Source organism: Enterobacter cloacae complex sp. ECL352 (assembly GCF_020149545.1).
Taxonomy (GTDB): Bacteria; Pseudomonadota; Gammaproteobacteria; order Enterobacterales; family Enterobacteriaceae; genus Enterobacter; species Enterobacter asburiae_B.
The window spans coordinates 81346-106657 of sequence record NZ_CP083710.1 but is presented as its reverse complement, the minus strand read 5'-3'; the positions used below and the strand labels follow the sequence as shown (position 1 = coordinate 106657).

Annotated in this window: 26 protein-coding genes and 4 pseudogenes; 12 read left to right on the top strand and 18 right to left on the bottom strand. The window is 53.6% G+C overall.

The features are described from left to right. The first annotated feature begins 65 nt into the window (after window positions 1-65). Window positions 66-1070: an IS110-like element IS5075 family transposase gene (locus LBF07_RS23820; protein WP_000427614.1), complete on the top strand. Its 1005-nt coding sequence runs from the start codon at window positions 66-68 to the stop codon at window positions 1068-1070. A gap of 276 nt (window positions 1071-1346) precedes the next feature. Here LBF07_RS23820 and repA read toward each other — a convergent pair. From repA to relB, 6 genes and pseudogenes are all read right to left on the bottom strand, one after another. Next, window positions 1347-1967 (bottom strand): annotated as a pseudogene (repA, locus tag LBF07_RS23815) (plasmid replication initiator RepA); the annotation flags it as partial. A 580-nt stretch (window positions 1968-2547) separates the two neighbouring features. After that, a complete protein-coding gene (locus LBF07_RS23810) occupies window positions 2548-3336 on the bottom strand; it encodes a DsbA family protein (protein ID WP_015572118.1) in 789 nt (262 codons plus the stop codon). Window positions 3337-3364: 28 nt separating this feature from the next. Continuing rightward, window positions 3365-3973 (bottom strand): hypothetical protein, encoded by a 609-nt coding sequence (locus LBF07_RS23805; RefSeq protein WP_094935623.1) that lies wholly within the window; start codon window positions 3971-3973, stop codon window positions 3365-3367. A 723-nt stretch (window positions 3974-4696) separates the two neighbouring features. Beyond that, a complete protein-coding gene (locus LBF07_RS23800; RefSeq protein WP_013087178.1) occupies window positions 4697-4855 on the bottom strand; it encodes a type I toxin-antitoxin system Hok family toxin in 159 nt (52 codons plus the stop codon). Window positions 4856-4926: 71 nt separating this feature from the next. Beyond that, a complete protein-coding gene (locus tag LBF07_RS23790; protein ID WP_015572079.1) occupies window positions 4927-5214 on the bottom strand; it encodes a type II toxin-antitoxin system RelE/ParE family toxin in 288 nt (95 codons plus the stop codon). Beyond that, window positions 5214-5453, bottom strand: a complete 240-nt coding sequence (gene relB, locus LBF07_RS23785) for a type II toxin-antitoxin system antitoxin RelB (RefSeq protein WP_000534858.1) — start codon at window positions 5451-5453, stop codon at window positions 5214-5216. Before relB ends, LBF07_RS23790 begins: the two co-directional genes overlap by 1 nt. Before the next feature lie 24 nt (window positions 5454-5477). Here relB and LBF07_RS23780 point away from each other — a divergent pair. Beyond that, window positions 5478-5589 (top strand): annotated as a pseudogene (locus LBF07_RS23780) (hypothetical protein); the annotation flags it as partial. Between the two features lie 38 nt (window positions 5590-5627). Here LBF07_RS23780 and LBF07_RS23775 read toward each other — a convergent pair. Continuing rightward, a complete protein-coding gene (locus LBF07_RS23775; RefSeq protein WP_045325182.1) occupies window positions 5628-6527 on the bottom strand; it encodes a LysR family transcriptional regulator in 900 nt (299 codons plus the stop codon). 227 nt (window positions 6528-6754) lie between these two features. Between LBF07_RS23775 and LBF07_RS23770 the strand changes: the two genes are divergently transcribed. From LBF07_RS23770 to LBF07_RS23740, 7 genes and pseudogenes are all read left to right on the top strand, one after another. Beyond that, the gene (locus LBF07_RS23770; RefSeq protein WP_040171876.1) at window positions 6755-7105 is read left to right on the top strand and encodes a cyclophilin-like fold protein; all 351 of its coding nucleotides are present in this window, start codon (window positions 6755-6757) and stop codon (window positions 7103-7105) included. Between the two features lie 208 nt (window positions 7106-7313). Next, window positions 7314-8450, top strand: a complete 1137-nt coding sequence (locus LBF07_RS23765) for an MFS transporter (RefSeq protein ID WP_045325192.1) — start codon at window positions 7314-7316, stop codon at window positions 8448-8450. Between the two features lie 16 nt (window positions 8451-8466). Continuing rightward, window positions 8467-9513 carry an NAD(P)-dependent alcohol dehydrogenase gene (locus LBF07_RS23760; protein WP_045325187.1) on the top strand — a complete coding sequence of 349 codons (1047 nt, stop codon included), beginning with the start codon at window positions 8467-8469 and terminating at the stop codon, window positions 9511-9513. A gap of 16 nt (window positions 9514-9529) precedes the next feature. Further along, the gene (locus LBF07_RS23755; protein WP_045325188.1) at window positions 9530-10558 is read left to right on the top strand and encodes an alpha/beta hydrolase; all 1029 of its coding nucleotides are present in this window, start codon (window positions 9530-9532) and stop codon (window positions 10556-10558) included. Between the two features lie 25 nt (window positions 10559-10583). Next, the gene (locus tag LBF07_RS23750; RefSeq protein WP_045325189.1) at window positions 10584-11570 is read left to right on the top strand and encodes an aldo/keto reductase; all 987 of its coding nucleotides are present in this window, start codon (window positions 10584-10586) and stop codon (window positions 11568-11570) included. 363 nt (window positions 11571-11933) lie between these two features. Further along, complete coding sequence (locus LBF07_RS23745) at window positions 11934-12749, top strand: SDR family oxidoreductase (protein ID WP_032670836.1); 816 nt, start codon at window positions 11934-11936, stop codon at window positions 12747-12749. Window positions 12750-12778: 29 nt separating this feature from the next. Further along, window positions 12779-13534 (top strand): annotated as a pseudogene (locus tag LBF07_RS23740) (SDR family oxidoreductase); the annotation flags it as partial. Here LBF07_RS23740 and LBF07_RS23735 read toward each other — a convergent pair. From LBF07_RS23735 to parM, 8 genes are all read right to left on the bottom strand, one after another. Beyond that, window positions 13500-13835, bottom strand: a complete 336-nt coding sequence (locus LBF07_RS23735) for a DUF1380 domain-containing protein (protein WP_232926369.1) — start codon at window positions 13833-13835, stop codon at window positions 13500-13502. The pseudogene LBF07_RS23740 and the gene LBF07_RS23735 overlap by 35 nt on opposite strands. Before the next feature lie 97 nt (window positions 13836-13932). Beyond that, window positions 13933-14154 (bottom strand): hypothetical protein, encoded by a 222-nt coding sequence (locus tag LBF07_RS23730; RefSeq protein WP_008502213.1) that lies wholly within the window; start codon window positions 14152-14154, stop codon window positions 13933-13935. Then, window positions 14151-14843 (bottom strand): DNA methylase, encoded by a 693-nt coding sequence (locus tag LBF07_RS23725; protein WP_008502212.1) that lies wholly within the window; start codon window positions 14841-14843, stop codon window positions 14151-14153. The genes LBF07_RS23730 and LBF07_RS23725 overlap by 4 nt, the downstream gene beginning before the upstream one ends. Before the next feature lie 523 nt (window positions 14844-15366). Further along, window positions 15367-15834 carry a hypothetical protein gene (locus LBF07_RS23720; protein WP_023327694.1) on the bottom strand — a complete coding sequence of 156 codons (468 nt, stop codon included), beginning with the start codon at window positions 15832-15834 and terminating at the stop codon, window positions 15367-15369. A gap of 374 nt (window positions 15835-16208) precedes the next feature. Then, window positions 16209-16412: a hypothetical protein gene (locus LBF07_RS23715; RefSeq protein ID WP_015572059.1), complete on the bottom strand. Its 204-nt coding sequence runs from the start codon at window positions 16410-16412 to the stop codon at window positions 16209-16211. A gap of 28 nt (window positions 16413-16440) precedes the next feature. Continuing rightward, window positions 16441-16704: a hypothetical protein gene (locus LBF07_RS23710; protein ID WP_015572058.1), complete on the bottom strand. Its 264-nt coding sequence runs from the start codon at window positions 16702-16704 to the stop codon at window positions 16441-16443. A gap of 3 nt (window positions 16705-16707) precedes the next feature. Beyond that, window positions 16708-17370 (bottom strand): plasmid partitioning/stability family protein, encoded by a 663-nt coding sequence (locus LBF07_RS23705; protein ID WP_032664819.1) that lies wholly within the window; start codon window positions 17368-17370, stop codon window positions 16708-16710. A 2-nt stretch (window positions 17371-17372) separates the two neighbouring features. Next, window positions 17373-18344 (bottom strand): plasmid segregation protein ParM domain-containing protein, encoded by a 972-nt coding sequence (parM, locus tag LBF07_RS23700; RefSeq protein WP_023327692.1) that lies wholly within the window; start codon window positions 18342-18344, stop codon window positions 17373-17375. A 231-nt stretch (window positions 18345-18575) separates the two neighbouring features. Here parM and umuD point away from each other — a divergent pair, with 231 nt between their 5' ends. Together umuD and LBF07_RS23690 are read left to right on the top strand one after the other, a co-directional pair. Continuing rightward, the gene (gene umuD / locus LBF07_RS23695; protein WP_013087136.1) at window positions 18576-19007 is read left to right on the top strand and encodes a translesion error-prone DNA polymerase V autoproteolytic subunit; all 432 of its coding nucleotides are present in this window, start codon (window positions 18576-18578) and stop codon (window positions 19005-19007) included. Further along, window positions 19007-20278 carry a Y-family DNA polymerase gene (locus tag LBF07_RS23690; RefSeq protein WP_015572056.1) on the top strand — a complete coding sequence of 424 codons (1272 nt, stop codon included), beginning with the start codon at window positions 19007-19009 and terminating at the stop codon, window positions 20276-20278. Before umuD ends, LBF07_RS23690 begins: the two co-directional genes overlap by 1 nt. Before the next feature lie 649 nt (window positions 20279-20927). Here the strand turns inward: LBF07_RS23690 and LBF07_RS23685 are convergent. After that, complete coding sequence (locus LBF07_RS23685) at window positions 20928-21893, bottom strand: ParB/RepB/Spo0J family plasmid partition protein (protein ID WP_013087134.1); 966 nt, start codon at window positions 21891-21893, stop codon at window positions 20928-20930. Next, a complete protein-coding gene (gene sopA, locus LBF07_RS23680) occupies window positions 21893-23059 on the bottom strand; it encodes a plasmid-partitioning protein SopA (RefSeq protein ID WP_023327689.1) in 1167 nt (388 codons plus the stop codon). Before sopA ends, LBF07_RS23685 begins: the two co-directional genes overlap by 1 nt. Window positions 23060-23799: 740 nt before the next feature. On the opposite strand from sopA, the gene LBF07_RS23675 reads away from it, so the two are divergent. Beyond that, window positions 23800-24810, top strand: coding sequence for a RepB family plasmid replication initiator protein (locus LBF07_RS23675; protein WP_015572055.1), 1011 nt, complete (start codon window positions 23800-23802; stop codon window positions 24808-24810). 243 nt (window positions 24811-25053) lie between these two features. On the opposite strand, the pseudogene LBF07_RS23670 reads toward LBF07_RS23675, so the two are convergent. Then, a pseudogene (locus LBF07_RS23670) lies at window positions 25054-25311 on the bottom strand (site-specific integrase); the annotation flags it as partial. Window position 25312 lies beyond the last annotated feature (1 nt).

Sequence of the window (25312 nt, the reverse complement as noted above, 5' to 3'; positions counted from 1 at the left end):
ATGAGATGGTCACTCCCTCCTTCCCGGTACTATGCTGAGGACAGGCTTTCATTCGGAGAACCATCATGGAAAACATTGCGCTTATTGGTATCGATCTGGGTAAGAACTCTTTCCATATTCATTGTCAGGATCATCGTGGGAAGGCCGTTTACCGTAAAAAATTCACCCGACCAAAGCTAATCGAATTTCTGGCGACATGCCCGGCAACAACCATCGCGATGGAAGCCTGTGGCGGTTCTCACTTTATGGCACGCAAGCTGGCAGAGTTAGGGCATTTTCCAAAGCTGATATCACCGCAATTTGTCCGCCCATTCGTTAAAAGCAACAAAAATGACTTCGTTGATGCTGAAGCTATCTGTGAAGCAGCATCACGTCCATCTATGCGTTTCGTGCAGCCCAGAACCGAATCTCAGCAGGCAATGCGAGCTCTGCATCGTGTCCGTGAATCCCTGGTTCAGGATAAGGTGAAAACAACTAATCAGATGCATGCTTTTCTGCTGGAATTTGGTATCAGCGTTCCGCGAGGTGCTGCCGTTATTAGTCGACTGAGTACCCTTCTTGAGGACAGTAGTTTGCCTCTTTATCTCAGCCAGTTACTGCTGAAATTACAACAGCATTATCACTATCTTGTTGAGCAGATTAAAGATCTGGAATCTCAGTTGAAACGAAAGTTGGACGAAGATGAGGTTGGACAGCGCTTGCTGAGTATTCCCTGCGTTGGAACGCTGACTGCCAGTACTATTTCAACTGAGATTGGCGACGGGAAGCAGTACGCCAGCAGCCGTGACTTTGCGGCGGCAACAGGGCTGGTACCCCGACAGTACAGCACGGGAGGTCGGACGACATTGTTAGGGATTAGCAAGCGGGGCAACAAAAAGATCCGAACTTTGTTGGTTCAGTGTGCCAGGGTATTCATACAAAAACTGGAACACCAGTCTGGCAAGTTGGCCGACTGGGTCAGGGAGTTGTTGTGTCGGAAAAGCAACTTTGTCGTCACCTGTGCTCTGGCAAACAAGCTGGCCAGAATAGCCTGGGCACTGACGGCGCGACAGCAAACTTACGAAGCATAAAGGCAGAAATACACCAGTTTAAACAATCATTCATCTGGTTTTGCGAATACTGATATTGATGATACTAACGGCCCACCGGCCTGTTGAGGAACCTGTAAAACGGAAAGGCTCATTGAAGCCGTATATTTTCTGGAGGTTCATCAGGCGCGGAACTCATCGAGGCGCGGGAATAAAATCCCATTCAGACGCCGGATAGATTCAAGCAAGCCAACTTGTCGTCAAAATCGGTGTTGCAAAAACGGGAGTGACCATAGATTCCGTTTTCCAAGCGGACCCCATATAAACATACGTTGGCAGCCAGGAGCGGGATTCACGATCCCAGGTGCGTTCTTCCGCAAGGCCCAGAACGCCAAACCGTACCTGTTCCTCAATAAGCCGTGAAAGGCGTGACACCGTCACCTCCGTTTCAGGAATGACATTGCCTTTTGCGTCCTTTGCACTGAGTTCTTTTGCAAGACGGGTGATACACATGCCAACGGTATGCTTGCCGGCATCACAGAAGCTGATGAGCACTGGCCAGAGCGCATCGAGCAGGCGCTGACGTTCCGGACGGAAGCCATATTTACGTCCCGCTTTACGGCGGCCGGCAACATAGAGAGGGTGACGGGAAACATGCATGCGCAGGCTGACCTGCCCCGTTTCTTTGTCTTTTTTCACCAGGCGATTGTAGGCATGACCGAGCTGTCCGGAGAGCTTTTTATAATGCTCAGGACGGAACCAGGACGGGTTTTCACATTTGGCTTTTGTGGAGTGTTCACCGCGCTTACGGCGGGTCCGCTTTTTGACCGGCTCAGTAAGAAAATTATCCTGTGTGCCGGCATCGACGTCCTGCCAGAAACGGATTAACTCTTCGGCCGGAAGCTCAGACCAGTGAACAGAAATCTGCTTGTCATTCACGGCGGCCTGTTCTTATGGCGGCCGGGTGTTGTTTTCTATGGTGCATGCGTTATAATCCTTCACAGGCAACGCGCCTGCTTTTGGACCCCCTGATATCTGACGTTCCGCCAAGTTCGTAGCAGATATCGGGGGGTTTGTGCATTCAGGCTCCGGGAAATCCCGTCACCTGCTCCTGAACGTTTTACTGGACACGTCCTGTCCCTGTCTGTTTCCGGAAGTCCGCATTTCTTCCGTAAAACCATCTTCTGCCACCCGCCTGCCTCACCACAAAGCAGTCAAACCGTCAGTTTGAGTTAGGTCACAAAAGTAATCTGAATCAACAATCTGTCCCACCACAAGACGATCGCTGACGATCCGAATACTACCTTCTCGCTGGCAATATTTCCAGATGTCAGGCCAGATTAGCGTTCATTGTTTGCGTGCTAATTGTCCTGAAGGGACGTTTAACCGGCAGCGCTCGCCGCAGTATCAGGCCGGCAGGTCTGATCGAGGAAGCGCAGGAGAACGGAACAGGAAGATGGCATTTACGCGCGGAACATGAAAAACAGTCTCTGGCGGGAGACGTTCTTCGGACTGAGGATCATTTCACCCTGGTGGCTTTCCGGATTGCAGCCTGGAGTTTTTCAGCGGTAACGGCTTCCGGGAAGACCGTGATGGTGTCAGGAGTGGCTCCGCTAACGGGCATGACGATGATCCCCGGCGTTCCGGTGAGTCCCAGCGCCTCTGCCAGGTTACTATTTTTCTCAAGGGACGCGGTATGGTCGCCAGGAGCTGGAGTGGTCAGCCCCGCCTTTGACGCTGCCCCGTGAATATCCTCCGCCGTCAGCTTGCCTTCATTATGGCCGGTGGCGTAGATGGCATTGTGATAGGTGACATAGGCCTGCGGCCCTTTCTTTTGCCAGACCGTCAGCCCCTGCTGCGCTGCCTGAAGTGAGGCTTCCCAGCGACCACCAAAAATTGGCCACTCCTTAAAGAGGTAGCGGACGTCCGGCTGCGCTTTCATGACCTTCTCCAGCTCCGGCGCGAAGCGGCTGCAGAACACGCACTGGTAATCAAAGAATTCAATCACCGCGACCTTTGCATTATCAGGACCGTAAACCGGTGTGTCCGGATCATGCAGAAGGTTCGCCTGATTCTCCATCACGCTGAGTGCAAACATCTTCTGCTTACGTGCCTCCTGCTGTTCCTGCAGCTTATGACTGACCGTTACCAGTATCTCCGGGTGGGACACCAGGTAGTCTGCTGCGATTTCCCCGATACGGGCCTCCTGCTCCGGGCTGAAGACTAGCTGCGGGGCCGAAGCGTGTGCCGTTGCAATAAAGCCTATGTATGTTGTAACTATTAATGCAGCTAATTTGTGTACTTTCATCGTCTGAGTCTCATGGTTAAAAGGGAGATTAACGTTCTTTCTGAATGGTACGGGTGAGGGTCTGTTCTTCTCGCTCCGGCATGCGGCCGCGCTCGCTATTTTCGGGTTGCCGGATAATATCCCGCTCGGTATTGGCCAGCTCATTCACAATGCGGCTGACTCCCGCACGTTCCGAAGCAACTTTGCTGGCCAATGGTTCCTTTTCTGCCCTGATATGACGGCCAATCTCATCGTGGCTAACGCTGTCCGAGCTGGCAACCTGAATGAGCACTTTTCCGGCAGGAATCGTTGGCTCATTCCGGTCGTCAACCTCAAGCATCCCGGGCGTAATACGCACCGCGTCCTCCACCGGCACAACAATACGCTCCTGAGTCTCACTCTTTTCTTTTTCCGCTTTAACGGCTTTGTTAAGCATGTCTTTTTCCGTCTGTCGTGTGGTTTCCTCCTGGTCACGGATCAGTTTGTGTTCTGATGCGGCCTCCGTAACGACATCCTGGTTTTCTCCTGTGGTGATGGTTGTCCATCTCCCTGGTGAGTTCTCTCGCGGCAAAGGGCAAAGGAGCAACGGCGAAGGGAGGAAGGAAAGGGGCGGAGACGAAAGTTTTTGCGGCACGCAAAAAGTTTTGGCGGAGTGCATTTCACCCCTTGGATGACGACCCGACGGTGCTACAAGCAGCCCTCCGCGTGAGGACACACGGGGGATGGCTTCACCGGGGGAACAGGATGCACACACCCGACACGTCGGAACGGCGTGGCGCCATTAAAGCGACGGCATCAGCCGGCGCGGTGAAGGCGTTCCGGACGGCACGGCCGGAGAAGCCGCAGCTTTTGACCTTCGCCATCAGACCCTAGCGTCAGCCCGAAACCGCTTGCGGGTTCGGCGGAGCCCGGCGGGTGCGTCAGCAGCCGCCCTGGCGGAGTGGGGCTCGACGACCGGACAGCAGCGCTGGCCGGGAGCCGAAGGGGGCCATCGCCCTGCCCTGTTTTCGGGTTATGGCCACGGAGCTGCAGCTGAGGAAGTTAACCAGCAGGACGACGGATATGATGCCCGGGATGAAGAACACAGGGAAAACCAGGCTGAAGCCAGATACAGGCAGGTAACTCGTGGTGCTCTGACTTAAGCAAAATCAGGCAGGAGAGAGGGCAAGGCGGAGGGAGCAGAGGGACGGTGCCGAAGGCGCGTCCCCCTTCCCCCGTTCCCCGCAGGGGAACAGCCCTTCCCGGAAGTTCAGGCGTGCGGTCGCATCGGGAAGGAAAAAGGGGCTACCGGCGAACCGGCAACCCCTTCATAAAGGCGCTTCAGGCATGTCCACACAGTCTCAGCCCCTGAATGGCGGGGGTTTCCCCCCGCCGGGGTTAGCTACTTAGCGGATTCGTAAGCCATAAAAGCTGCCACCTCCCTGTCCGTGTCCCTGTACCGGATTTCGCAGAGCGATTTCCGTGTCAGGTAAGTGAATATCAGCAGTGTGAGACACACTATTAATACGCACCAGAGCAGGGTGTTTCGCGGCAGTTTCATGGCCTTCTTCTCCTGTCAACGCAAAGCAGAAATGGCACCTTTACTGCGAAACAGAGATGTCCTGCTTTATTTCAGAGAATGCGTTTGACCGCCTCGCTATAAACTTCCGAGCGCTCTCTTTTCCCGACAGAAATCACAAAGACGACAACCTTCTCGTCTATGACCTGATATACAAGACGATAGCCTGAAGACCGGAGCTTAATTTTGTAACAGTCATGCATACCCCGAAGCTTGTTCGCATCAATTCGGGGTGACTCAAGCACTTCAGCCAACTTATTTTTTAGCTGTTCACGTACCGTCGAGCCCAGCTTTCGCCATTCCTTTAGTGCACGCTCGTCAAAATCCAGAAAATATGCCATCAGAGCTCATCCAGCGTCACACGTACTGGCTTAGGATTGCGAAGTCGTTCTTTCACGATCTCCACGAGCTCAGCATCCTCATCACTCAGGAGTGTCTGTTTGAACGGCAAACGTTCATTGTCAGCAATATATTCAAGCATGAGGCGAAGTGCCTCAGAGGGAGTTACACCCATTTTTTCAAGCGCAGCGTAAGAACGCGCTTTAAGTTCATCGTCAATACGCAGGTTGATGCTACCCATGTCTCACACCTCTTGTAAATACAAATGTCATTACAAGTATCGCACTACAACATGCTTAGGGCAAGCCACGAAGGAAGTCAGAAAACGAGACGTCAGAAGTGTGATCACAGTCCGCTTAGTGCCAAAAGCGGACGTTCACGTCCGTTCTTGAAATATTGGCCCGATAATTCAGCGTTAAATTTTCCGGTTAATACGCAACGCATCCACAACGAGTGAAAACGCTGGGGAAGGCTGTTTACGGCTGGGATAATAAAGATAGTAGCCGGGAAAAGGACGGCACCATTCTTCAAGCACGCGGATCAGTTTTCCTTCCTGCAGATGTGTGCCGAACTCCTCTTCAGGTAAAAAGGCAATGCCCAGTCCGGCAAGAGCTGCGTCAACGACGTGTTCCGATGTGTTAAACGTCAGTTGCCCTTCAACCCGAACGTGAAATTTACCGTTTTCCTGCTCAAACTCCCAGGCGTAAATTTTCCCCGATTGAACCATGCGCTCATTAATACAGCAGTGTTGCATCAGATCGCGTGGCGTCTGAGGGGCGGCGCACCGGGCGAAATACTCAGGGGAAGCTACAGCCGCCATGCGCAGTTTCGGGCCAATGGGTACGGCTATCATATCTTTGTCGATAGTGTCTCCGAGCCGCACGCCGGCATCAAAACGATCCGCAACGATATCCCGGAAGCCGTGGTTGGCATCAAACTCAATATGAATATCAGGATATTCGCGTAACAGTGGTGTCAGCTTTGGCAGCAGTGTGGTCTTCAGAACATTAGGTCCACATGTAATACGGACGGTCCCGGCAGGTTTATCACGCAGTGCCGTCAGCATGTCCAGCTCGGTTTCAATCTCATCAATACGATGTCCCACAGACTGCAGCAGGCGCTCCCCGGCAGCCGTCACTGACACACTGCGCGTGGTCCTTGTCAGCAGGCGGATTTGCATCCGTTCTTCCAGCCCGGAAATCGCCTGGCTCAGTGCGGGCTGGGTCACGCCGAGCTGGGCGGCAGCGCGCGTAAAGCTGCCCTCACGCGCCACGGTGACGAAAGAGAGTAAGTCGTTAAGATTGCGTCTGGCCATGCTCGTTTCCGGTCCATTTATAAATTTTACTTATAAGGGTATTAAGTATTCATTAGCTAGTTAACCCGCTGCATATTGGTAACAATAATGCGATGAAAAAGTCAACGCTAACCCTTATGCAAAACGCTTACCGCAGAACATCACTGCTGCTCCTTGCCGGCCTGCTTTTCGTCACGCAGTCCGCTATGGCGGGTGACAACGACCGGGGAGTGGCGCAGGAGACGCTTATGAAAATTGAGATCATTGTGGAGGGAGAAACCGCCACCGCCACCCTCTTTGATACGCCGACAGGCCGGGACTTTGCGTCTTTGCTTCCCCTCAGCCTGACGCTGGAAGACTATGACGATATTGAGCGTATAAGCGACCTGCCGCGCAGGCTTTCCACGGTGCAGGCACCGGACGGCATGACGCCGGAAGCCGGAGATATCACTTACTACGCGCCCTGGGGCAACCTGGCGATTTTTGCCCGGGGCAGGGCTTACGCCCGTTCACTGATCCCGTTAGGGAAAGTGGATTCCGGACTGCCGGTCCTGCAGCGCCACGGACCTCTTGCGGTGCAGATCAGGGTCGCCAACTGACCCGCAGCACCTTCCGTACCGCGATTATCCCTCTTATCCCGTCTCCGTATGCCGTTTCAGCTCTTCCTGCAGCGCTGAAGGCTCCGGGGCACAGACTTCATGTTATCTACTGAAAAGAAATCCCTGAATGAGTAATAAGACAGACGAAAACAGAAAAAAAAACACCGGAAGCGGGAAACAGCCTGCGCACTGGAGTGGTGTCTTTGCCATGACGCTGTGCGTCTTCGCCCTGATCGCCTCCGAATTCATGCCGGTCAGCCTGCTGACACCGATGGCGAAGACCCTTCGTGTCACCGAAGGCATGGCCGGACAGGGCATCGCTATTTCCGGGGCATTTGCAGTGGTAACCAGCCTGTTTATTTCCGTGCTGGCAGGCACGCTTAACCGGAAAACGCTGCTGCTCGGCCTGACCTGCATTATGGCAATTTCCGGTGCTGTTATTGCGATGGCACCCAATTACCTGACCTATATGGCGGGCAGGGCCCTGATTGGCATTGTGGTCGGCGGGTTCTGGTCGATGTCGGCCGCGACGGCAATGCGTCTGGTCCCGGTGCATCGTGTTCCGCTGGCGCTGGCTATTTTCAACAGCGGCAATGCTCTGGCTACCGTCGTGGCTGCCCCTCTGGGCAGCTGGCTCGGATCGGTTGTTGGCTGGCGGGGCGCCTTCTTCTGCCTGGTGCCGGTCGCCATCATCGCGTTTGTCTGGCAATTACTCAGTCTGCCTTCCATGTCGGTCACCCGTCAGGCGGCGGCTTCCCGCAACGTTTTCATGCTGTTTCGTCGCCGGGTGGTCACGCTGGGCATGCTGGGTGTGGGGATCTTCTTTATGGGGCAATTCACGCTCTTTACCTACATCAGGCCTTTCCTTGAGACGGTGACGCGGGTGGATGACGCAACAGTGACACTGGTCCTGCTGGTTATTGGTGTCGCGGGTTTCATCGGCACTACGCTGATTGGCCGGGTGTTAAAACGCGGGTTCTACCCGACCCTGATGGCCATCCCGGTACTGATGGCCATCACCGCGCTGGCACTGATTGCCTTCGGCAGTCAGGTAGCCATCGTGACGGCGCTGCTTGGGCTGTGGGGGCTGATTTCCACAGCCGCACCGGTGGGATGGTGGGCATGGGTTCCGCGTACCTTCCCTCAGAATGCCGAAGCGGGCGGCGGACTGATGGTGGCGATGGTGCAGCTGTCCATTGCTCTCGGTTCGACGCTGGGCGGCCTGCTTTTCGACCATCACGGCTACCAGAGCACCTTCCTGGCCAGCGCCGCGATGCTGATTATCGCAACCGTACTGATCTTCCTGACCTCGCGGGCAGACACTTCTGCCGCAGACCATTCATAAACCCAGGAGTAATGCCATGACAGTTAAAGCTTACGGTGCCCATGCGGGCACACTGCCGCTGGAGCCGATGGATATCACCCGTCGCGCCCCCGGTGCCCATGATGTGCAGATTAATATCGCGTACTGCGGAGTCTGCCATTCGGATATCCACCAGGTACGCGCTGAATGGGCTGGAACGCTCTATCCCTGCGTACCGGGACATGAAATTGTCGGTCGTGTCGTGGCCGTTGGCGATCACGTCTCCGGTTTTTGTGCAGGGGACCTGGTGGGGGTCGGCTGCATTGTCGACAGCTGCCGGCACTGCAGTGACTGTGACGACGGACTGGAGAACTACTGCGACCATATGACAGGGACATACAATTTCCCAACGCCGGATGCGCCGGGCCACACGCTGGGCGGATATTCGCAGCAGATTGTGGTGCATGAGCGCTATGTCCTGCGCGTCACTCACCCAGAAGCGCAACTAGCCGCCGTGGCTCCGCTGCTGTGCGCAGGGATCACAACGTACTCACCGCTGCGTCACTGGCAGGCGGGCCCCGGCAAAAAGGTCGGCGTGGTCGGTATCGGTGGACTGGGGCATATGGGGATCAAGCTTGCGCACGCCATGGGCGCGCATGTCGTAGCCTTTACCACGTCTGAGTCCAAACGTGACGCCGCCAGAGCGCTTGGTGCAGATGAGGTGGTGGTCTCCCGTCATGCCAGCGAAATGGAAGCCCATGCAAAGAGCTTCGATTTTATCCTCAACACCGTTGCTGCGCCGCATAACCTCGACGTGTTCACTGCGCTGCTGAAACGCGATGGCACGATGACCCTGGTGGGTGCGCCGGCCACGCCGCATGGCTCGCCAGAAGTGTTCAGCCTCATCATGAAGCGCAGATCGATTGCCGGGTCGATGATTGGCGGCATTCCTGAAACGCAGGAGATGCTCGATTTCTGCGCCCAACACGGCATTGTCGCCGACATTGAGCTTATCCGCGCCGACCAGATTAACGATGCCTATGAGCGCATGCTCAGGGGCGATGTGCATTACCGGTTTGTCATTGATAACGCCACCCTGGCTTAATGATAAGGAGACCATCATGAAAAAATTTACGTTAGCGCTGGGGCTGTTGATCAGTGCATTTGCTTCCTCTGCGGCGGATATGTCCCGTGGGGCCGATAATTTTTATAAAAGCGATAAGGTGACGCAGCAAAAAGTCACCTTTAAAAACCAGTATCAGATGGCCGTGGTCGGCAACCTGTTTATCCCGAAAAAGATGAACCAGAATACCCGACACCCGGCGATCGTCGTTGGTCACCCGATGGGAGCCGTTAAGGAACAGAGTTCGAATCTCTATGCGCAGAAGCTGGCGGAGCAGGGGTTTGTCACGCTGGCTATCGATCTCTCTTTCTGGGGAGAAAGCGAGGGCAAACCGGGGCACCTGATTTCACCGGAAATCTACACAGATGATTTCAGCGCGGCGGTTGATTATCTAAGCACACAGCCGTTTGTCGATCCGGATAGCATCGGTGTATTAGGTATCTGCGGCAGCGGAAGTTTTGTTATCAGTGCTGCCAAGATTGACCCGCGTATGAAAGCCATTGCCACCGTCAGCATGTATGACATGGGGGCTGCATTTCGCAACGGCCTCAACCATTCCCAGACGCCGGAACAACGAAAGGCCTTTATCCGGTCAGCCACAGAGCAGCGTTTAGCAGAGTTTCAGGGAGGCGAGACGGCCTACATTCCCGGTACCGTGAATACACTGGACGCTTCAACGCCTGATATTCAGCGCGAGTTCTTTGATTTCTACCGCACCGAACGCGGCGGCTACACCCCACAGGGTCAGAAAGAAGAACTGACGACGAAACCGATGCTGAGCAGTATTGGCAAGTTTATGAACTTCTATCCGTTCAACGATATTGAAACCATCTCGCCGCGCCCGATGCTGTTTATTACCGGCGATCAGGCTCACTCAAAAGAGTTCAGCGAGGACGCTTTCAAACGCGCCGGTCAGCCTAAAGAACTGTATGTCGTACCGGGCGCAGGGCATGTCGATCTGTATGACCGTACCGACGTCATCCCTTTTGACAAGCTGAAAGACTTTTTCCGTAAAAATCTGCAATAACACGTTCAGTTAAGGAGCATTTGACATGAATTACAAACATCTGGGGCGTACCGGTCTGCGGGTGAGCCGCATCGGTCTCGGTACCATGAATTTCGGTGAGCTGACGGATGAGTCTGCCAGCTTCAGGATCATGGATGAAGCCGTGGATGCAGGTATCAACTTTTTCGATACCGCTGACGTCTATGGCGGGCCGCAGTCACCGGATATGGCAAAGGGTTACGGAACATCCGAAGAAATCATCGGTAATTGGCTGGCGCGTAGTGGTCAGCGTGACCGGATAGTGCTGGCCACGAAAGTTTACCAGCCGATGGACACGGGGCCGAACGACAAATACCTGTCTGCCTACCATATCCGCCGGGCCTGTGAGGCCAGCCTGAAAAGGCTGAAAACGGACCATATCGATCTCTATCAGATGCACCATATCGACCGGAACACGCCCTGGGAGGAGATCTGGCAGGCCATGGAACAGCTGATCCGAGAGGGTAAAATCAGCTACGTTGGCAGCAGTAACTTTGCTGGCTGGGATATTGCCACTGCACAGTGCAAGGCTGACGCGCGCAACCTGCTGGGGCTGGCATCGGAACAGAGCCTGTACAATCTGACCCAGCGCACGATTGAGCTAGAAATCATTCCGGCGCTGCGTCATTACGGCATTGGCCTGATCCCCTGGAGCCCGGTCGGGATGGGGATGCTGGGCGGTGTTCTGAAGAAAATTGCCGGTGGCCGCCGGGCATCACCGCAGTTGCAGGCACAAATCAACCGCCTGCGGCCACAACTGGAGGCCTGGGAAACACTGTGTGATGAGCTGGGGGAAACACCATCAGACGTCGCGCTGGCTTGGCTACTGCAGAACTCGGTGGTTAGCGCCGTGCTCAGTGGTCCGCGTACAGTTGAACAGCTCCGTCAGAATCTCAATGCCCTGACGCTGTCTCTTTCAGACGATACGCTCAAAAGGCTGGATACCATCTGGCCGGGGCCAGGCGGAGAGGCACCTGAAGCTTACGCGTGGTAAAAGGTTATCAGTGTTAACAATTACCGGCCTTCGGGTCGGTAATTACATTATTTCGGCGAAATTTATTTATTACCTGAAGATGTTGTACTTTTCATCAATTCTTGGATGTCCGCTTTTCGCTCACAGCGGACCTTCAGCTCAGTTAGCTGGTCCGCTCCGTGCCAGGAGCGGACATTACTACACACCGTAAGTAGTCTTATGTGTCTGAAATGAAACCGCAGCCCGATAGTTACTTTCTCTCCTGCCCGTTACTTGAACAGAAATACGCAATGTCCTAAATAACTACCATAATTGTCATTTACGACATTTCTTTCTCACTTATGATTCTCTCATCGAATCAATGGTGATCGAAAGGAGTCTGCAATGAGTGTCGCAACACAACCGGGTAAAGGCACTGCCGTAATCACTGGTGCATCCACCGGCATCGGTGCCGTTTACGCCAGTCGACTGGCGCGCATGGGATACGACCTTACCATTATCGCCCGTAATCATAACCGCCTAAATCAGATGGCGAGTCACATCACTGCTGACACCGCCCGCAATGTGGAAGTGCTGGCAACCGATCTGGGTGATGCCCAACAGCTTGCTGCTCTGGAGAAAAAACTGCGTGCCGATGCCAGCATTACTCTCCTGGTGAACAATGCCGGTGTCGGAACTCATACGCCGTTGTTGTCGAGCGATGTCGATCAAATGCAGGCGATGATTAATCTCAATGTCGTTGCTCTGACCCGTCTGACTTACAGCGTGGTTCCCGGATTTGTCGCGCGAGGTGTGGGTGCCATCATCAATATCTCATCGATTGTCAGCCTTGCGCCGGAACTGCTTAACGGCGTGTACGGCGGCACAAAAGCCTTTGTTCTGGCATTCACTCAGTCACTGCATCATGAACTCTCTGAAAAGGGCATCCATTTTCAGGCCGTGCTGCCGGGCGCGACAGCAACGCCGTTCTGGGATAACGGTGGTTTACCCCTTGACCAACTCGATAAGTCAATAGTAATGAGCGCTTACGATCTGGTGGACGCGGCGCTTACGGGTTTTCTTAACGGGGAATTTGTCACCATCCCGTCACTGCATAACGAAGCTTACTGGCAGGCGATGGAAAGTAGTCGCCAGGCTATGATCCCGCACCTCTCCAGCAATGTACCCGCCGGCCGTTATCGTGCCGGACTTACTCACTAGCCTTGTATTTAGCCAACAGGAATAACCGTATGAAACTGACAAGCAACACTATTTTTATCACTGGCGGCACGTCGGGTATTGGCCGCGAGATGGCAGAAAAATTTCATCAAATGGGTAATCAGGTGATCATTTCAGGCCGTCGTAAAGCTCTTCTTGACACGGTTACGTCCGCCAATCCGGGAATGGATTCCGTGGTACTGGATGTCACCGATGTATCCAGCATTAAATCGGCGGCGAAAGAGGTGCTCTCCCGCTATCCGGCCCTGAATGTGGTGATCAATAACGCTGGCATTATGCCCTTCGATAATCCAGCTGCCGAACTGGATGACGATATGGCCACCACCTTACTGGACACGAACCTGTTGGGCACTGTTCGGGTCAGTTCAGCCTTTGTTGAGCACCTGAAACAACAACCGGATGCGGTATTGATCAACAACAGTTCGATTCTGGCTTTTTTACCCTTGGTGACGAATGCACTCTACTCAGCAACCAAAGCAGCGATTCATTCTTATACCCTGTCGCAGCGTTTTTTACTGCGCGATGCCGGTGTGAATGTGATCGAGATTTCACCGCCTTGGGTCGATACCGATTTGATCTACAAAAGCGGTGATTCCCGTGCGATGCCGGTAGCTGATTTTATCCAGCAAACTTTTGACAAACTGGCGACAGATTCCATTGAAGTGATTGTAGATAGTGTGCTCCCTGCACGTGCGAATCCGGGTGTGAACGAACACGAGATGGTGAACGCGTTTAATCAGTCAATGGTAGATAACCCCATTCCGGTTCCCAGGCCATACCGATCCGGTTTTCCAGCTCACATTCATAGTTACGCAGGACGCGGGGCAGGAGTACCGCCGGAACACTCACCTGACGGTTTGCCGCTTCCCGCTGACGGGCCAGGAGATCGCTGACAGTCAGATTATTTACCCCCTCCTGGCGGTATTGCGTCATTTTCATTTCGCCGATCGCCTTCATCAGATTCCGGATTTCAGCCCCGTCCGGTTCTGGCTGGGCTTCACGGCAGGCCACGCTAATCCCCTCTTCCGTCCAGACCAGCAGGACCAGGGGTTCGTCAAACGTGAACATGTTTTCAAGCTGTACACAAAGTTCTTCGCGGGTTCCGTACATCGTTTGTTCTCTCTTGTAAGGGGTTACAGACCGGGCATCAGCCCGGCAGGGTCAGTCAGTCCTGAAAGGTTTCGTCCAGCACCAGGGCTTCGCGGTAGGCTTCAAGAAGCAGGGTGTTGATCCGGCGCAGAGTCTGCGCAGCCATACGTTCGGTAAGCGTTGCCGCGTCGTGCCGGTGCTGCGATTCGAGGCGGTTCAGCAGCATCCGCACGTCACACATGGCATTGCTGAGCGCGGCCACGTCCGCGCGCAGGTTTTCAAGGCCCGGGTAGTTCATGCCGCCTCCGGATAGTCGGGGTAAAACGCGCCGTCATTGGCCGCCGGCATCCTTCTTGCCCGTTCAACCTGTGCCAGACGTCGAACGCCGGCGGCGTGGTACTGCTCAAGCATCTCGATCCCGATATAGCGGCGGCTGGCTTCGGCGGCGGCCACGCAGGTGGAGCCGCTGCCGGCGAACGGGTCAAGGACAATAGCCCCCGGACGCGTGAGCGATTCAATCAGCGGCCGCAGGCTCTGCACCGGCTTCTCCGTCGGGTGATGTCGGTTGCCCGTGTATTTCCAGGGGATCACGTCCGGGATGGGACGGTCCGGGGTTTGCGGCCTTCCCTTTGCCAGCAGGTAGGCACTCTCATGGGTGTAACCCACGAACGTCGATTTTGAGGCGTAGCTCTTGGCAAAGACGATATGGCCAACCACCCTGAAACCGGCCGTTTTCCACGCATTCAGAAACAGATCCGCGCGGTTCCAGGCATAGAAACTCACCATGAGGCTGTCATTTTTCAGCACGCGGTACATTTCATGACAGGCGGGCTGGAGCCATTCGGAAGAGTTGTCCCCGGCCAGGGTGCGGCCGGTACGGTCCTTATAGCCAACCAGGTACGGTGGGTCGGTAAGAATAAAATCGACGGCACGCGCCGGAAAACGGGACATCACCTGCACGCAGTCACCCAGAATAAAACGGGACATAGACACACTCCTCTCTGATATGCGGCACCCTCTTGCGCCGTGCCGCCACAAAAACCCGGCGAAAAGCGGAGGGCGCAGGGGCGACGCCGCAAGCCGCAGCGCAAGCCTTTCACGGGCTGAATGCACCGTGAAAGGTGCGAACGGGTGAGGACGGAGACAACGTGAACCCTTGCGACCGCAGCGGCCGGGTTAGCGTGAAGGCACGGCGTTGAACACGCCGCCGGCTGGCGGCAATAAGGCGGAGGGAACCGACATCCTTCGGTACCGGTTCTGGTAGCTGATGAGTCCGTGAGTGTATGGCAGAATGCACACTGATAATGGATTCGCGCCGTTATCTGACATGTGTGCCTTTGATTTCAGGACGTCCCCAACCGGAGACGTCTTTTTTTTGAGTCGGATATATGGCAGGTGAAAAAAGGCAGCGATTGTGCAATTATCTGTGCCGAAAACATCTGATGGGTTTTCACTTACAACGAATATGACACATTTCAGGACACCCCTCCCCGGAAGGTGTCCTTTTTTTTTAGCGCCCCTTCACGTGGTCGATAGCGAACTGCAGCGTGTCCCAGTTAAAACCGATGCCTGCATCGTGGCTGTGGTCGCAGATACGCATGGCTTCTGCAATTTCCTCCTCCGACAGACTGCCATCGAGGGACAGAAAATCATCTTCCAGCCAGAACGTCCCCATACACAGTGCATCCGGTGGGTACTGCTTCAGCCTGGCGATGAGCCCTGCCACCGTCACATCATCACGACATGCAGGACGCGACGGCAGGACGCGATCAGCGATGTCGTTCCAGCACCAGTCATCGCACTCCGGTACGGGTTCCAGCAGGGTCTGTAATTCCACGCCCGGCAGCAGGGAGAGCTGCTCCAGAACCTCCCCCAGAGAAAGTCGCTCTCCGCTGGCATCTTCACTCCCCAGGTAATGGTGATTGATATAGACGGCAAACTCGCCGTTATCGAGTTCAATACAGGTCAGTCTGAACATGGTTGTGTCCTCAGCATCCGGCACCCTCTTGCGCCGTGCCGCCACAAAAACACGGCGTAAAGCGGAGGACGCCAGGGCGACGCCGAAGCCGCAGCGCAAGCCCTTCACGGGCTGAATGCACCGTGCAGGGCGCGAACGGGTGAGGACGGAGACAACGTGAACCCTTGCGACCGCAGCGGCCGGGTTAGCGTGAAGGCACGGCGGGTAATTTTTTACGGGAGATGTAAAGCGGAGGAAAAATTTCACATTAAATTAAAATGTGATTTACATCACAAAACAATACATTATAATCGCCGAAAAATTAAGCGTTTAGTTTTGACGGCAGGGATGAGATGTCACCCTGCCGTTTTTTTCTGAAGTGTACGGGACCGGATTTAACGCGCAGGAGCTGCACCAATACGTCTCAGCGCATCCTCTACTTCACGCAGCCCAAAAATATCTTCCGGCGGCTGCTCTTTTCCGGACAGGCTACATACCGTAAAGACGGCATTTGATGCGGATAATCTCTCGCGGAACAACGCCTGCAGTGCCACAACGACCAGCGTACGTTCGTCTCCTGTCAGTTCTTCAAGCAGCATACTGTTTCCTTCAGGTTAATGTTCATATTCATCCCCGCCCCTCTGGTTTTTTCTTGTCAAACGCCAGGAGAACCCCGAGGCCGATCAGTGAGGCATAGCAGACCTGCATCGCGATTGTCACCGGCAGTGAGATGTTATCAACCAGAACGCCAGGAACCACGACGGCCACGCCTGCCAGTATCATTCCCCTGCCGGTCTTTTTGACCCGTTCCGGCCACTGAGATTCAGGCACGTTCCGGGCGCGCAGAAAGTTATGAATGCACTGCACTGCTTTTTGTTTAATCACTGACATGCTCTAGTCTCCGAATGCCCGGCGCATATTTTTCTTTATGCTGGTCGCTTCAGCGGATACCGGTGCGGCAGGCTCCGCTGGTTTCTCCGGCACTGCAGCCATACTCACGTCAGCCGTACCAGCCATCTGCTGAACCAGAACCTGCAGCTCGCTGACCGTGCCGGGCGGTACCGGCATACTGGCCAGCAGACGCGGCAGCTCCGGTGCGGTCGTATGCAGGGCCAGACCGGTGATAATCAGGTTTCTCAGCAGCTCTCCGCGCAGGCGGGATGACACGCCCGTCAGCACACGCTCAACCCGTTCACTGCTCCGGTCATCCTGAAGCGTCAGGGTGTAACGCCGGCGCTGGTATTCCGTCTCCGGTGACATGGCCAGAGCAGCCACGCCACCATCAGGCTCATCAGGAAGTCCTGAGAGTGAAGACCAGGTGCCGGATACCAGGGCCATCACGGCACAAAGCCGGATGGCACTCAGATGTCCGTCAAAGAACACCGGGATCAGCGCCGGTAAACGGGCATCCGTCTGGTACATCACCGCCCCGGCGGTGGCGGCGGTCCGGATGAAGTCACCGCGCAGGGGCTGTGAGATGGTGCTGATGGTCGCCATCGCCGTGATGTCGGTGCGATCGTCGCTGTGCAGATAGAAAGAATACTGGCCGTCCGGCACGTTTAGTCCTCTTTATTGTAAAGGGCAATCTCTCTGGCCAGCGCCAGCTGCGGATCGCCGATAACCTCGATACGGTCAGGAGCCAGAGGCCAGGCCTGACGGATAGCCTCTTCAATGAGGGATGCCCCTCCCCCGACCAGGAATACCCGGTTAACGCTCCTGAAGACCGTCAGCTCACTGGTGACACGCGCGCCCAGGGAAGTGATTGCCTCTGTAATTTTGTTCAGAACATCGTCAATTTTTCCGGCATCGTTGATCACTCGCTGCAGATACTGACGATCATTGCGGTTGCGGATGACCGTGTCAGCAATAAGCGCGCTGGTTTCGCTGTCTGCAGCCCGCAGCGCGCCTGCAGCTGCGCGGGTGACCTGTGACACGCCGACAGACGGATTGCCGTGTACCGCACTGATATCATCAAACTGTCCGACAATCACGCCGGCATCGAGCGTGGTTCCGCCGAGATCGATAATCAGGGTGGTCTCAGCGGGTCCGGGCTTCAGCTCCGCGAGACGGGAGAACGCCGCCGGCAGTGATTCAGGCATCACCTTCACGTCCGTTACGGTAAATGCCCTGCCCTTATTCAGAACCAGCTCACGCATCAGGTTTTCTCGTTTGCGTCGGATGTTCTCCTCGTTCCGCTGGCAGTCCCCGTCATAATACTCGCTCAGGGGCAGCGTCACGGTCAGGCTCACCGGCTGCGGCTCAAGTCCGCTGTTCAGCAGGGCATGATGCACGGCCAGCAGGTTGAGATCACCGTACTGGTATTCCACGTTTGTTGTCGGGATGGCATCCCGGCTGACGCTGTCCCAGGTGTATTTCAGCGTGCCCACCTGATAGTTGAACGTTGCGGCACTGAATTCCGCCACTTTCCAGCCATGCCGGAAGGAGTTAGCTGAAACCCGGGTCTGCAGCTCGTTTCCTTCAAACCATGCCAGCTTAACATTAGTTGAACCATCATCGCAGTAAATATTCATCATTATGCTCCGTCAATTAAACTCAATTTGATACATATTATAAGAGCAAAATGGCAAAATAAAAGCCATGCTTCTCATTATGAGTAATTTAAATGTCCCATAATGATATTAAATAGCATTTTGAGTAACTTAGGTTACTCACCCTGTTCATGAAGCAGGTGATCTGGATTATCCTCACGCTGTTAAATATACTGTATGCATATCCAGTATATTTAGACGTCAGGAGGAAAGATGAAACTGCAGCTTTTCAGCACCGGGAAAGCACTCCCGCCACAGGCCCATCCGTTGTTTGCAGACCTGGCCAGCTGCGGTTTTCCGAGCCCTGCCGCTGACTATGTCGAGTCCGACCTGGATCTCCATGATTACTGCATACGGCACCCGAGCGCGACTTACTATCTCCGTGCCAGCGGTGACAGTATGTCCGACGGCAGCCTTTACAATGGCGATCTGCTGGTTGTGGACAGTGCAGAGAAGCCCCGGCACGGCGATATTGTTGTGGCCAGTGTGCAGGGGGAGTTTACGGTTAAACGGCTTCTGCTGACGCCACGACTGACGCTGCAGCCAATGAACGCCGCCTGGCCGCCGATTTATCCCGACCCGGACGATCTGGATATCTTTGGCGTCGTCACGCACATCATCCACCGCCCGAGGGAGATGTACTGATGTTTGCCCTGGCCGATGTGAACAGCTTTTATGCCAGCTGCGAACGTGTTTTCCGCCCGGATTTGAAAGGAAAGCCGGTTGTGGTGCTCAGTAATAACGATGGCTGCGTTATCGCAAGAAGTGCCGAGGCAAAGCCCTGGATCAAAATGGGCACGCCGTGGTTTCAGATGAAAAACGAAACGTATCCGGAAAAAATATACGCGTTCTCAAGCAACTATGAACTTTATGCCTCGATGTCAGCGCGCGTGATGAGCTGCCTGGAGGAGCTGGCCCCAAGGGTGGAACAGTATTCGATTGACGAGATGTTCCTCGACCTGACCGGCGTTGAGCACTGCATGGACCTGGAGGACTTCGGCCGGCAGCTGCGCCAGCACGTGTATGACTGTACCCGTCTGACCATCGGCGTGGGTGCCGGGCCGACGAAAACCCTGGCAAAATCAGCCCAGTGGGCCTCAAAGGAGTGGAAACAGTTTCGTGGTGTGCTCGCCCTGACCAGGGGGAATCCTCAGCGAACGCGGAAACTGCTTTCACTGCAGCCGGTCGAAGAGATCTGGGGCGTGGGAAACCGTATTGCACGCAAACTTAATGTACTGGGTATCAGGACCGCGCTCGATCTGGCCCTGACGAACCCGGCCTTTATACGCAAAAATTTCTCCGTCGTTCTCGAGCGAACAGTACGCGAACTGAACGGGGAAAGCTGCATGTCGCTTGAGGAAGCACCACCGACGAAACAGCAGATCGTCTGCAGCCGCAGCTTTGGAGAGAAAATCACGGAGTACGATTCGCTCCGCCAGGCTGTCTGTCAGTACGCAGAGCGGGCCTCTGAAAAGCTGCGGAAAGAGCGCCAGTACTGCCGGCATATTTCCGTTTTCATCAAAACGTCTCCGTTCGCCGTTAAAGAGCCTTACTACGGCAACGTGGCCACGGAGAAACTGCTTACACCCACTCAGGACACCCGGGACATTATTGCGGCCGCCACAACGGCTCTGGAGCGTATCTGGAAGGATGGGCACCTGTATGCCAAAGCCGGTGTGATGCTGAATGACTTCACCGGCTCCGGCGTTTCGCAGCTGCAGCTGTTCGACGAACGTCCGCCACGTCCTCACAGCTCTGAGCTGATGAAGGTTCTCGATGGCATTAATCATTCCGGTCTGGGACAGATCTGGTTTGCCGGGCGAGGGATAGCGCCATCATGGCAAATGAAACGCGATATGCTCTCCCCTGCGTACACCACCCGCTGGAAAGATATTCCCGTTGCGAGGATCAGATAAATTCTGCTTTTCTGAGAGAGCCAGTAGTGCTCGCCGCAGCCGAACGACAGGGCGAAGCCCGCGAGTGAGCGAGGAAGCACCAGGGAACAAAACGAACATAATCTTCTTACGCACCTAATACAGGAATCACAGTAACAATCTCAAAATCTGTATTGTGATAGAAACAGCTGAATAGAGTGGGACCATGGTCCCAGTTAAATCCGGCGTGTGGAATCGATATTCCAGGCGGGGTTGAAGGATGAGTTCTGACACGCAAGTAGGAGGTGGGACCGTGGTCCCAGTTAAATCCGGCGTGTGGAATCGATATTCCAAGCGGGCTTGACGGGTGAGTTCTGACACGCAAGTAGGAAGTGGGACCGTGGTCCCAGTTAATCTGGTGTATGAAATCAGTATTCCGGGATGGGTTACCGTCTGAGTTCTGATATGCAGGTTGAGGGGTGAACTGCGGAACTAGTTAAGGAAAACTAGAAAAAACTGGATCTTTAGATTGTGGTAACAATCAGGTTGGGAGAAGTAAACAGATCTTTTTAACAACACTGGGCTATAGTGCAGAAAATAACTGCTTCGGATGTATATATTCCGAAGCAGCATGTAACGCATTAAGGATATTGGAAATTAATGAAGACTCTCGCGTGTATCATTAAACAGGCTAAACTTTTTGTAAGTCGCGCAGTATGCTTTCTATCTTCTCGATACACTCGGCAGGCAAACGAGATTTATCGAGATTAAAAATCACCTTATCGCCTTTGTATAGGGCTGTCGCACCAGGTACAAATTGATGACGGGTATTAAGGTTTACTTTTTTACCTGATGGCTCTTTCAGAACATCCGTCAGTAAACCAATAACTTCCTCGGATTCAAAGATAACTCCCGCTTTCTTTTGCTCATGAAGCTGTTGTGTCCGTTGCAACAATAAAGCTTCTTTTCCCGAAAATGCTTTGTACAGCGTCTCCCCAGAGCGGGCGGAAAGTTCACCAGGATGAGTAAACAGGGCAACCACTGATTTTGGCAAATGGGCCGTGTTGATGCAACGCGTGATGATTTTACGGGAAATATTCTCAGCTTCAGCCAGAGCAGAGATATTGCCGTTAAAATCATTTTCCAACCGCTGTGCATAACGGTTGCCCCGTTCATAAGCGCTGACAGGACGATAATCATTACCCAGCCGTGATAAAGCCATCATCTGTTCGTCATCGAGATCCCCGACGAGAACACGATAATCTGATGATGTCAGTATGGCGGCTTTACGACGGCGACTACCATCAGCAATTTCAATGACACCTTCTACCCTTCGTCCGAACGCAGGCGTCTGTTGACCACTCAGCATAAAAGATGGAATCAGATCATCAAGCGCGTCTTCGGTCAGTAGTTCCTGGTCACGTTCATTACCTGACCAGACTCTTGATGCCGTCTCAACACTCTCGCCCGGGATCGCTTCCAGAATAAATTTCACTTCCCGGCCACAAACCGGAAGCAGAATGGTATTCCCGCGGGCCATGGCTCCAACCCGTGCAATTAATGAATCAACCATCGGTGCAGCGGGTGCCGCTGAAGGTTCAGTTTCGGGGCGGATATCTTTTACGGTATGTTTTGGAATGACTGGTGCACGTTTCATTATCTGATCTCCCAGCGAGGTTTAATCAGGCGATCAAAAATTTCATTACAGACAGGCTCCCAGATAGACAGCGCATTTCGCCAGGCTCCTGTAGATGAGCGCTGATCGATAGCCTGCTCAAACACCGTTCTCATACGGATCTGACCTTTACCGACTTCGTCGGTCTCGCGAACAACGTTTTTCAGCACCATGCTTCCCCAGGCATCGCGGATCTGTTCTTCCATCCAGGGTGACTGTGAGCCATTGTTATTGCTGTACTTGGTCAGAAGAATTCTAACGTCAGGTTCAAAACCCTGCAGGTCCACGTTTTTTAACAGGTCGCGCAGCATGTCAAAAAACTGAAGGGCAGAGGTGTAATCAAATAACTCTGCTGGCGTTGGCACGATGAGTACATCTGCAGCACAGACGACATTGATGGTACCAATACCGAGGTTCGGTGCACTGTCGATAACAATGACATCATAATCATGGGCCACTGTTTCGATGGCCAGGCGAAGCATCATATGAGGTTCTGTCGGCAGTTTCCCGTTGTCAAACCTTCCCATTAGTTCTGTCTCAATGCGGTGCAGAGCCAGGCATGAAGGTATGATGTCGAGACCCGGCCAGCAGGTGGCTTTGACGGCATAGGCTGCATCATCGCGCTCACCAAGATAAAAAGGCAGCAGTGTGTCTTCGGCATGGATATGCAAATCAGGGACCCAGCCGTGGTACATGGAGGCTGTGCCTTGAGGATCGTTCCCTTCGACAAGCAGTACTCGCAGCCCTTTCAGCGCCAGGTCCTGTGCCAAATGTACAGATACAGATGTCTTATAGACACCCCCTTTATGTGCTGCCACCGCGATGACGGGCGGAACGCTGTCATCAGGACGGCGCAGACGGGTGCCAAATACATCCCGCATATGGTTGATTTGTTCAATGGTGTAGCCCACCCGCTGCTCTACACGTCCACGCATTTCCATATCAGGATGGGGAAGGCGTCCTGCTTTTTCTGCATCACGGATTGCCTGAGAAGAAACGCCAATCAGATCGGCGGCCTCACCCACACGCCAGCGACGGGTAATTTTCCTGGCTTCCGGGCTATCATCGTTAAACTGTGCAATCGCGATAGCTTTCGTCATTTCATGACCGGCCGTAATGCACTGGTCAAGCGTTTCCATCAGTCCCATTCTTTGTTCCTTATTATTATCTTTGCATTAATCTATTAAATCTTGGTAAAAGGCGCAAAGCAACATTAAAGTTGCAAACCGTCTTAAATATTGCAAAGCCGATCAAAATATAGTCTTGTTCAGTTCAGCATCCGCCTGAAAGGCTGCCGCATGCTTCAGTCAATATCATCCGCTCGCCGCAGAAAGTATGCGCGCGTAGGCGCATGCGTCGAGGAAGCGGAATTACTCCGTACTAACAAGGTGTGGCTGACGCTCTGAAGCTAACGAAGCTCCACTGGAAGGAACTGAATGGTAAGGAATTGACTATAGTATGCAGATTATTGACTGCGGTATGAAGCTGAATAGGAATAGGGAAGAGTAATGACATGCATTTTTCTGCATATCACAGTCAAGACTATTGCCTTTCCTGGTGTTGTATTACTGGGTTGTTGTACCAAGATTCACATTGTGTCATGTCAGTGGTCCATATGTATTGGATGCTGGCTGTTATTCCATATTTCGATCCAGTAATTGATCCTTAAGGAGATCATGTTGAGATCAAAAAGAGATCCCCGGATCGTTTAGCGCCCCGCTACGCCTGAGCCTGGAGACTATCTTCATTAACTGTGGTGTGTGGTATGTTGACTGTTGTGTGCGAGATCAACTATTGCGGTATGCAATTGTATTAACTGGGGTATGTATTTCCGTTGACTGTGATATGCGTATATACTTTCGTTTGTGGATAACCGCGGGTTAATAAAATGGCTATGGAAAATAATGAGTTACCCCTGAATCTTCAGGAGGTCAATAAGACAACGGGTGAAGTTGTTAAGCTGGATGTCAACAGCGCCAGTACTGTTCAGCCTGTTGCGCTCATGAGGCTTGGTCTGTTCGTTCCTACCCTCAAATCGACCTCTAGGAGTAAGACGAACCGCAAAAACGTCACGGATGCGACTGAGGAGCTCGTACAGCTGTCCATTGCCCGGAGTGAAGGGTATACCGATGTCAGGATCACCGGATCGCGCCTCGATATGGATACGGACTTCAAAGTCTGGCTTGGAATCATCCGTTCAATGTATGATTTTGGCGTTAAGGATGACACGCTCAAGCTGTCTTTTGTTGAGTTTGTTAAAATGTGTGGCTTTGACTCCCGGCGCTCTAACAAGAAAATGCGTGACAGGATAAGCAACTCCCTGTTCAAGCTGGCATCCGTAACCCTCAAGTTTCAGAGTGAAACGAAAGGGTGGACTACGCACCTGGTTCAGTCTGCCTATTACGACATCACTGCCGATGTCGTGGAGATCAGGGCAGAGCCCAAGCTCTTTGAGCTTTATCAGATGGACAGGCGGGTCCTGTTGCGTCTGAAAGCCATTGATGCCCTGCAGCGCAAGGAGTCCGCACAGGCACTCTATACCTACATTGAAAGTCTGCCACAGAATCCGGCCCCCATCTCCATGAAGCGTATGCGAGACAGACTCAACCTGACGTCTAACCTCTACACGCAGAACCACACGGTGCGCAAAGCCATGGCGCAGCTGAAGGATATCGGCTATCTGGATTACACCGAATTCAAACGCGGCCGGGCCACCTACTTCAGCGTGCATTACCGTAATCCGAAACTCATCAGTAGCAAGGTCGTTGTTCCCCGTGAGCCGGAAGAGGAAGTACCTGAGCAGAACTATGACGAAGTTATTAAAGCCCTGAAGGCTGCAGGTATTGATCCTCAGAAACTAGCAAAAGCGCTCGCCAGCGTGAAACCGGGAAATGACTGAGGAATGCCGTTTTAGAGTTTGTTGACTGTGGTATGCAGAGCGCATACCACAGTCAATTTATACTGATTCATCATTCCGTTTAGGTTTTGCTTGCCTTGACTGCGATATGCGGATAGGCCTACCGGAGTATTGATATTGACTGCGGTGTGTGGAAGAGCGGGCAGTCTGCTCAACATCTTCACTGCGATATGTTTACTTTCATCACTTAGTCAATATTGTTCGTCAGGGCGGATGCCCTTAGCCCAGTACTTTCACAAAGGGTCTTAACCCACCGAGATCAAAGGATTCCGGGGGCAGCGTCCGGGATTCACTGATCCGCACTCCCGTGTTCCAGAAAGTAGAGAACAGCATTTAATGGTGAAGATCCGGCATATAGAAGAGTAGGGCTCTCACTTCGGGGACGAGTAGGTACGCCAGGGTGGCGCCGGTTAAAGTGGCCATCCTTCTGAGTGCGGCCGCGGTCGCAAAGTCGACCCCATGGGCTTTCGGCAACAGTGAAATG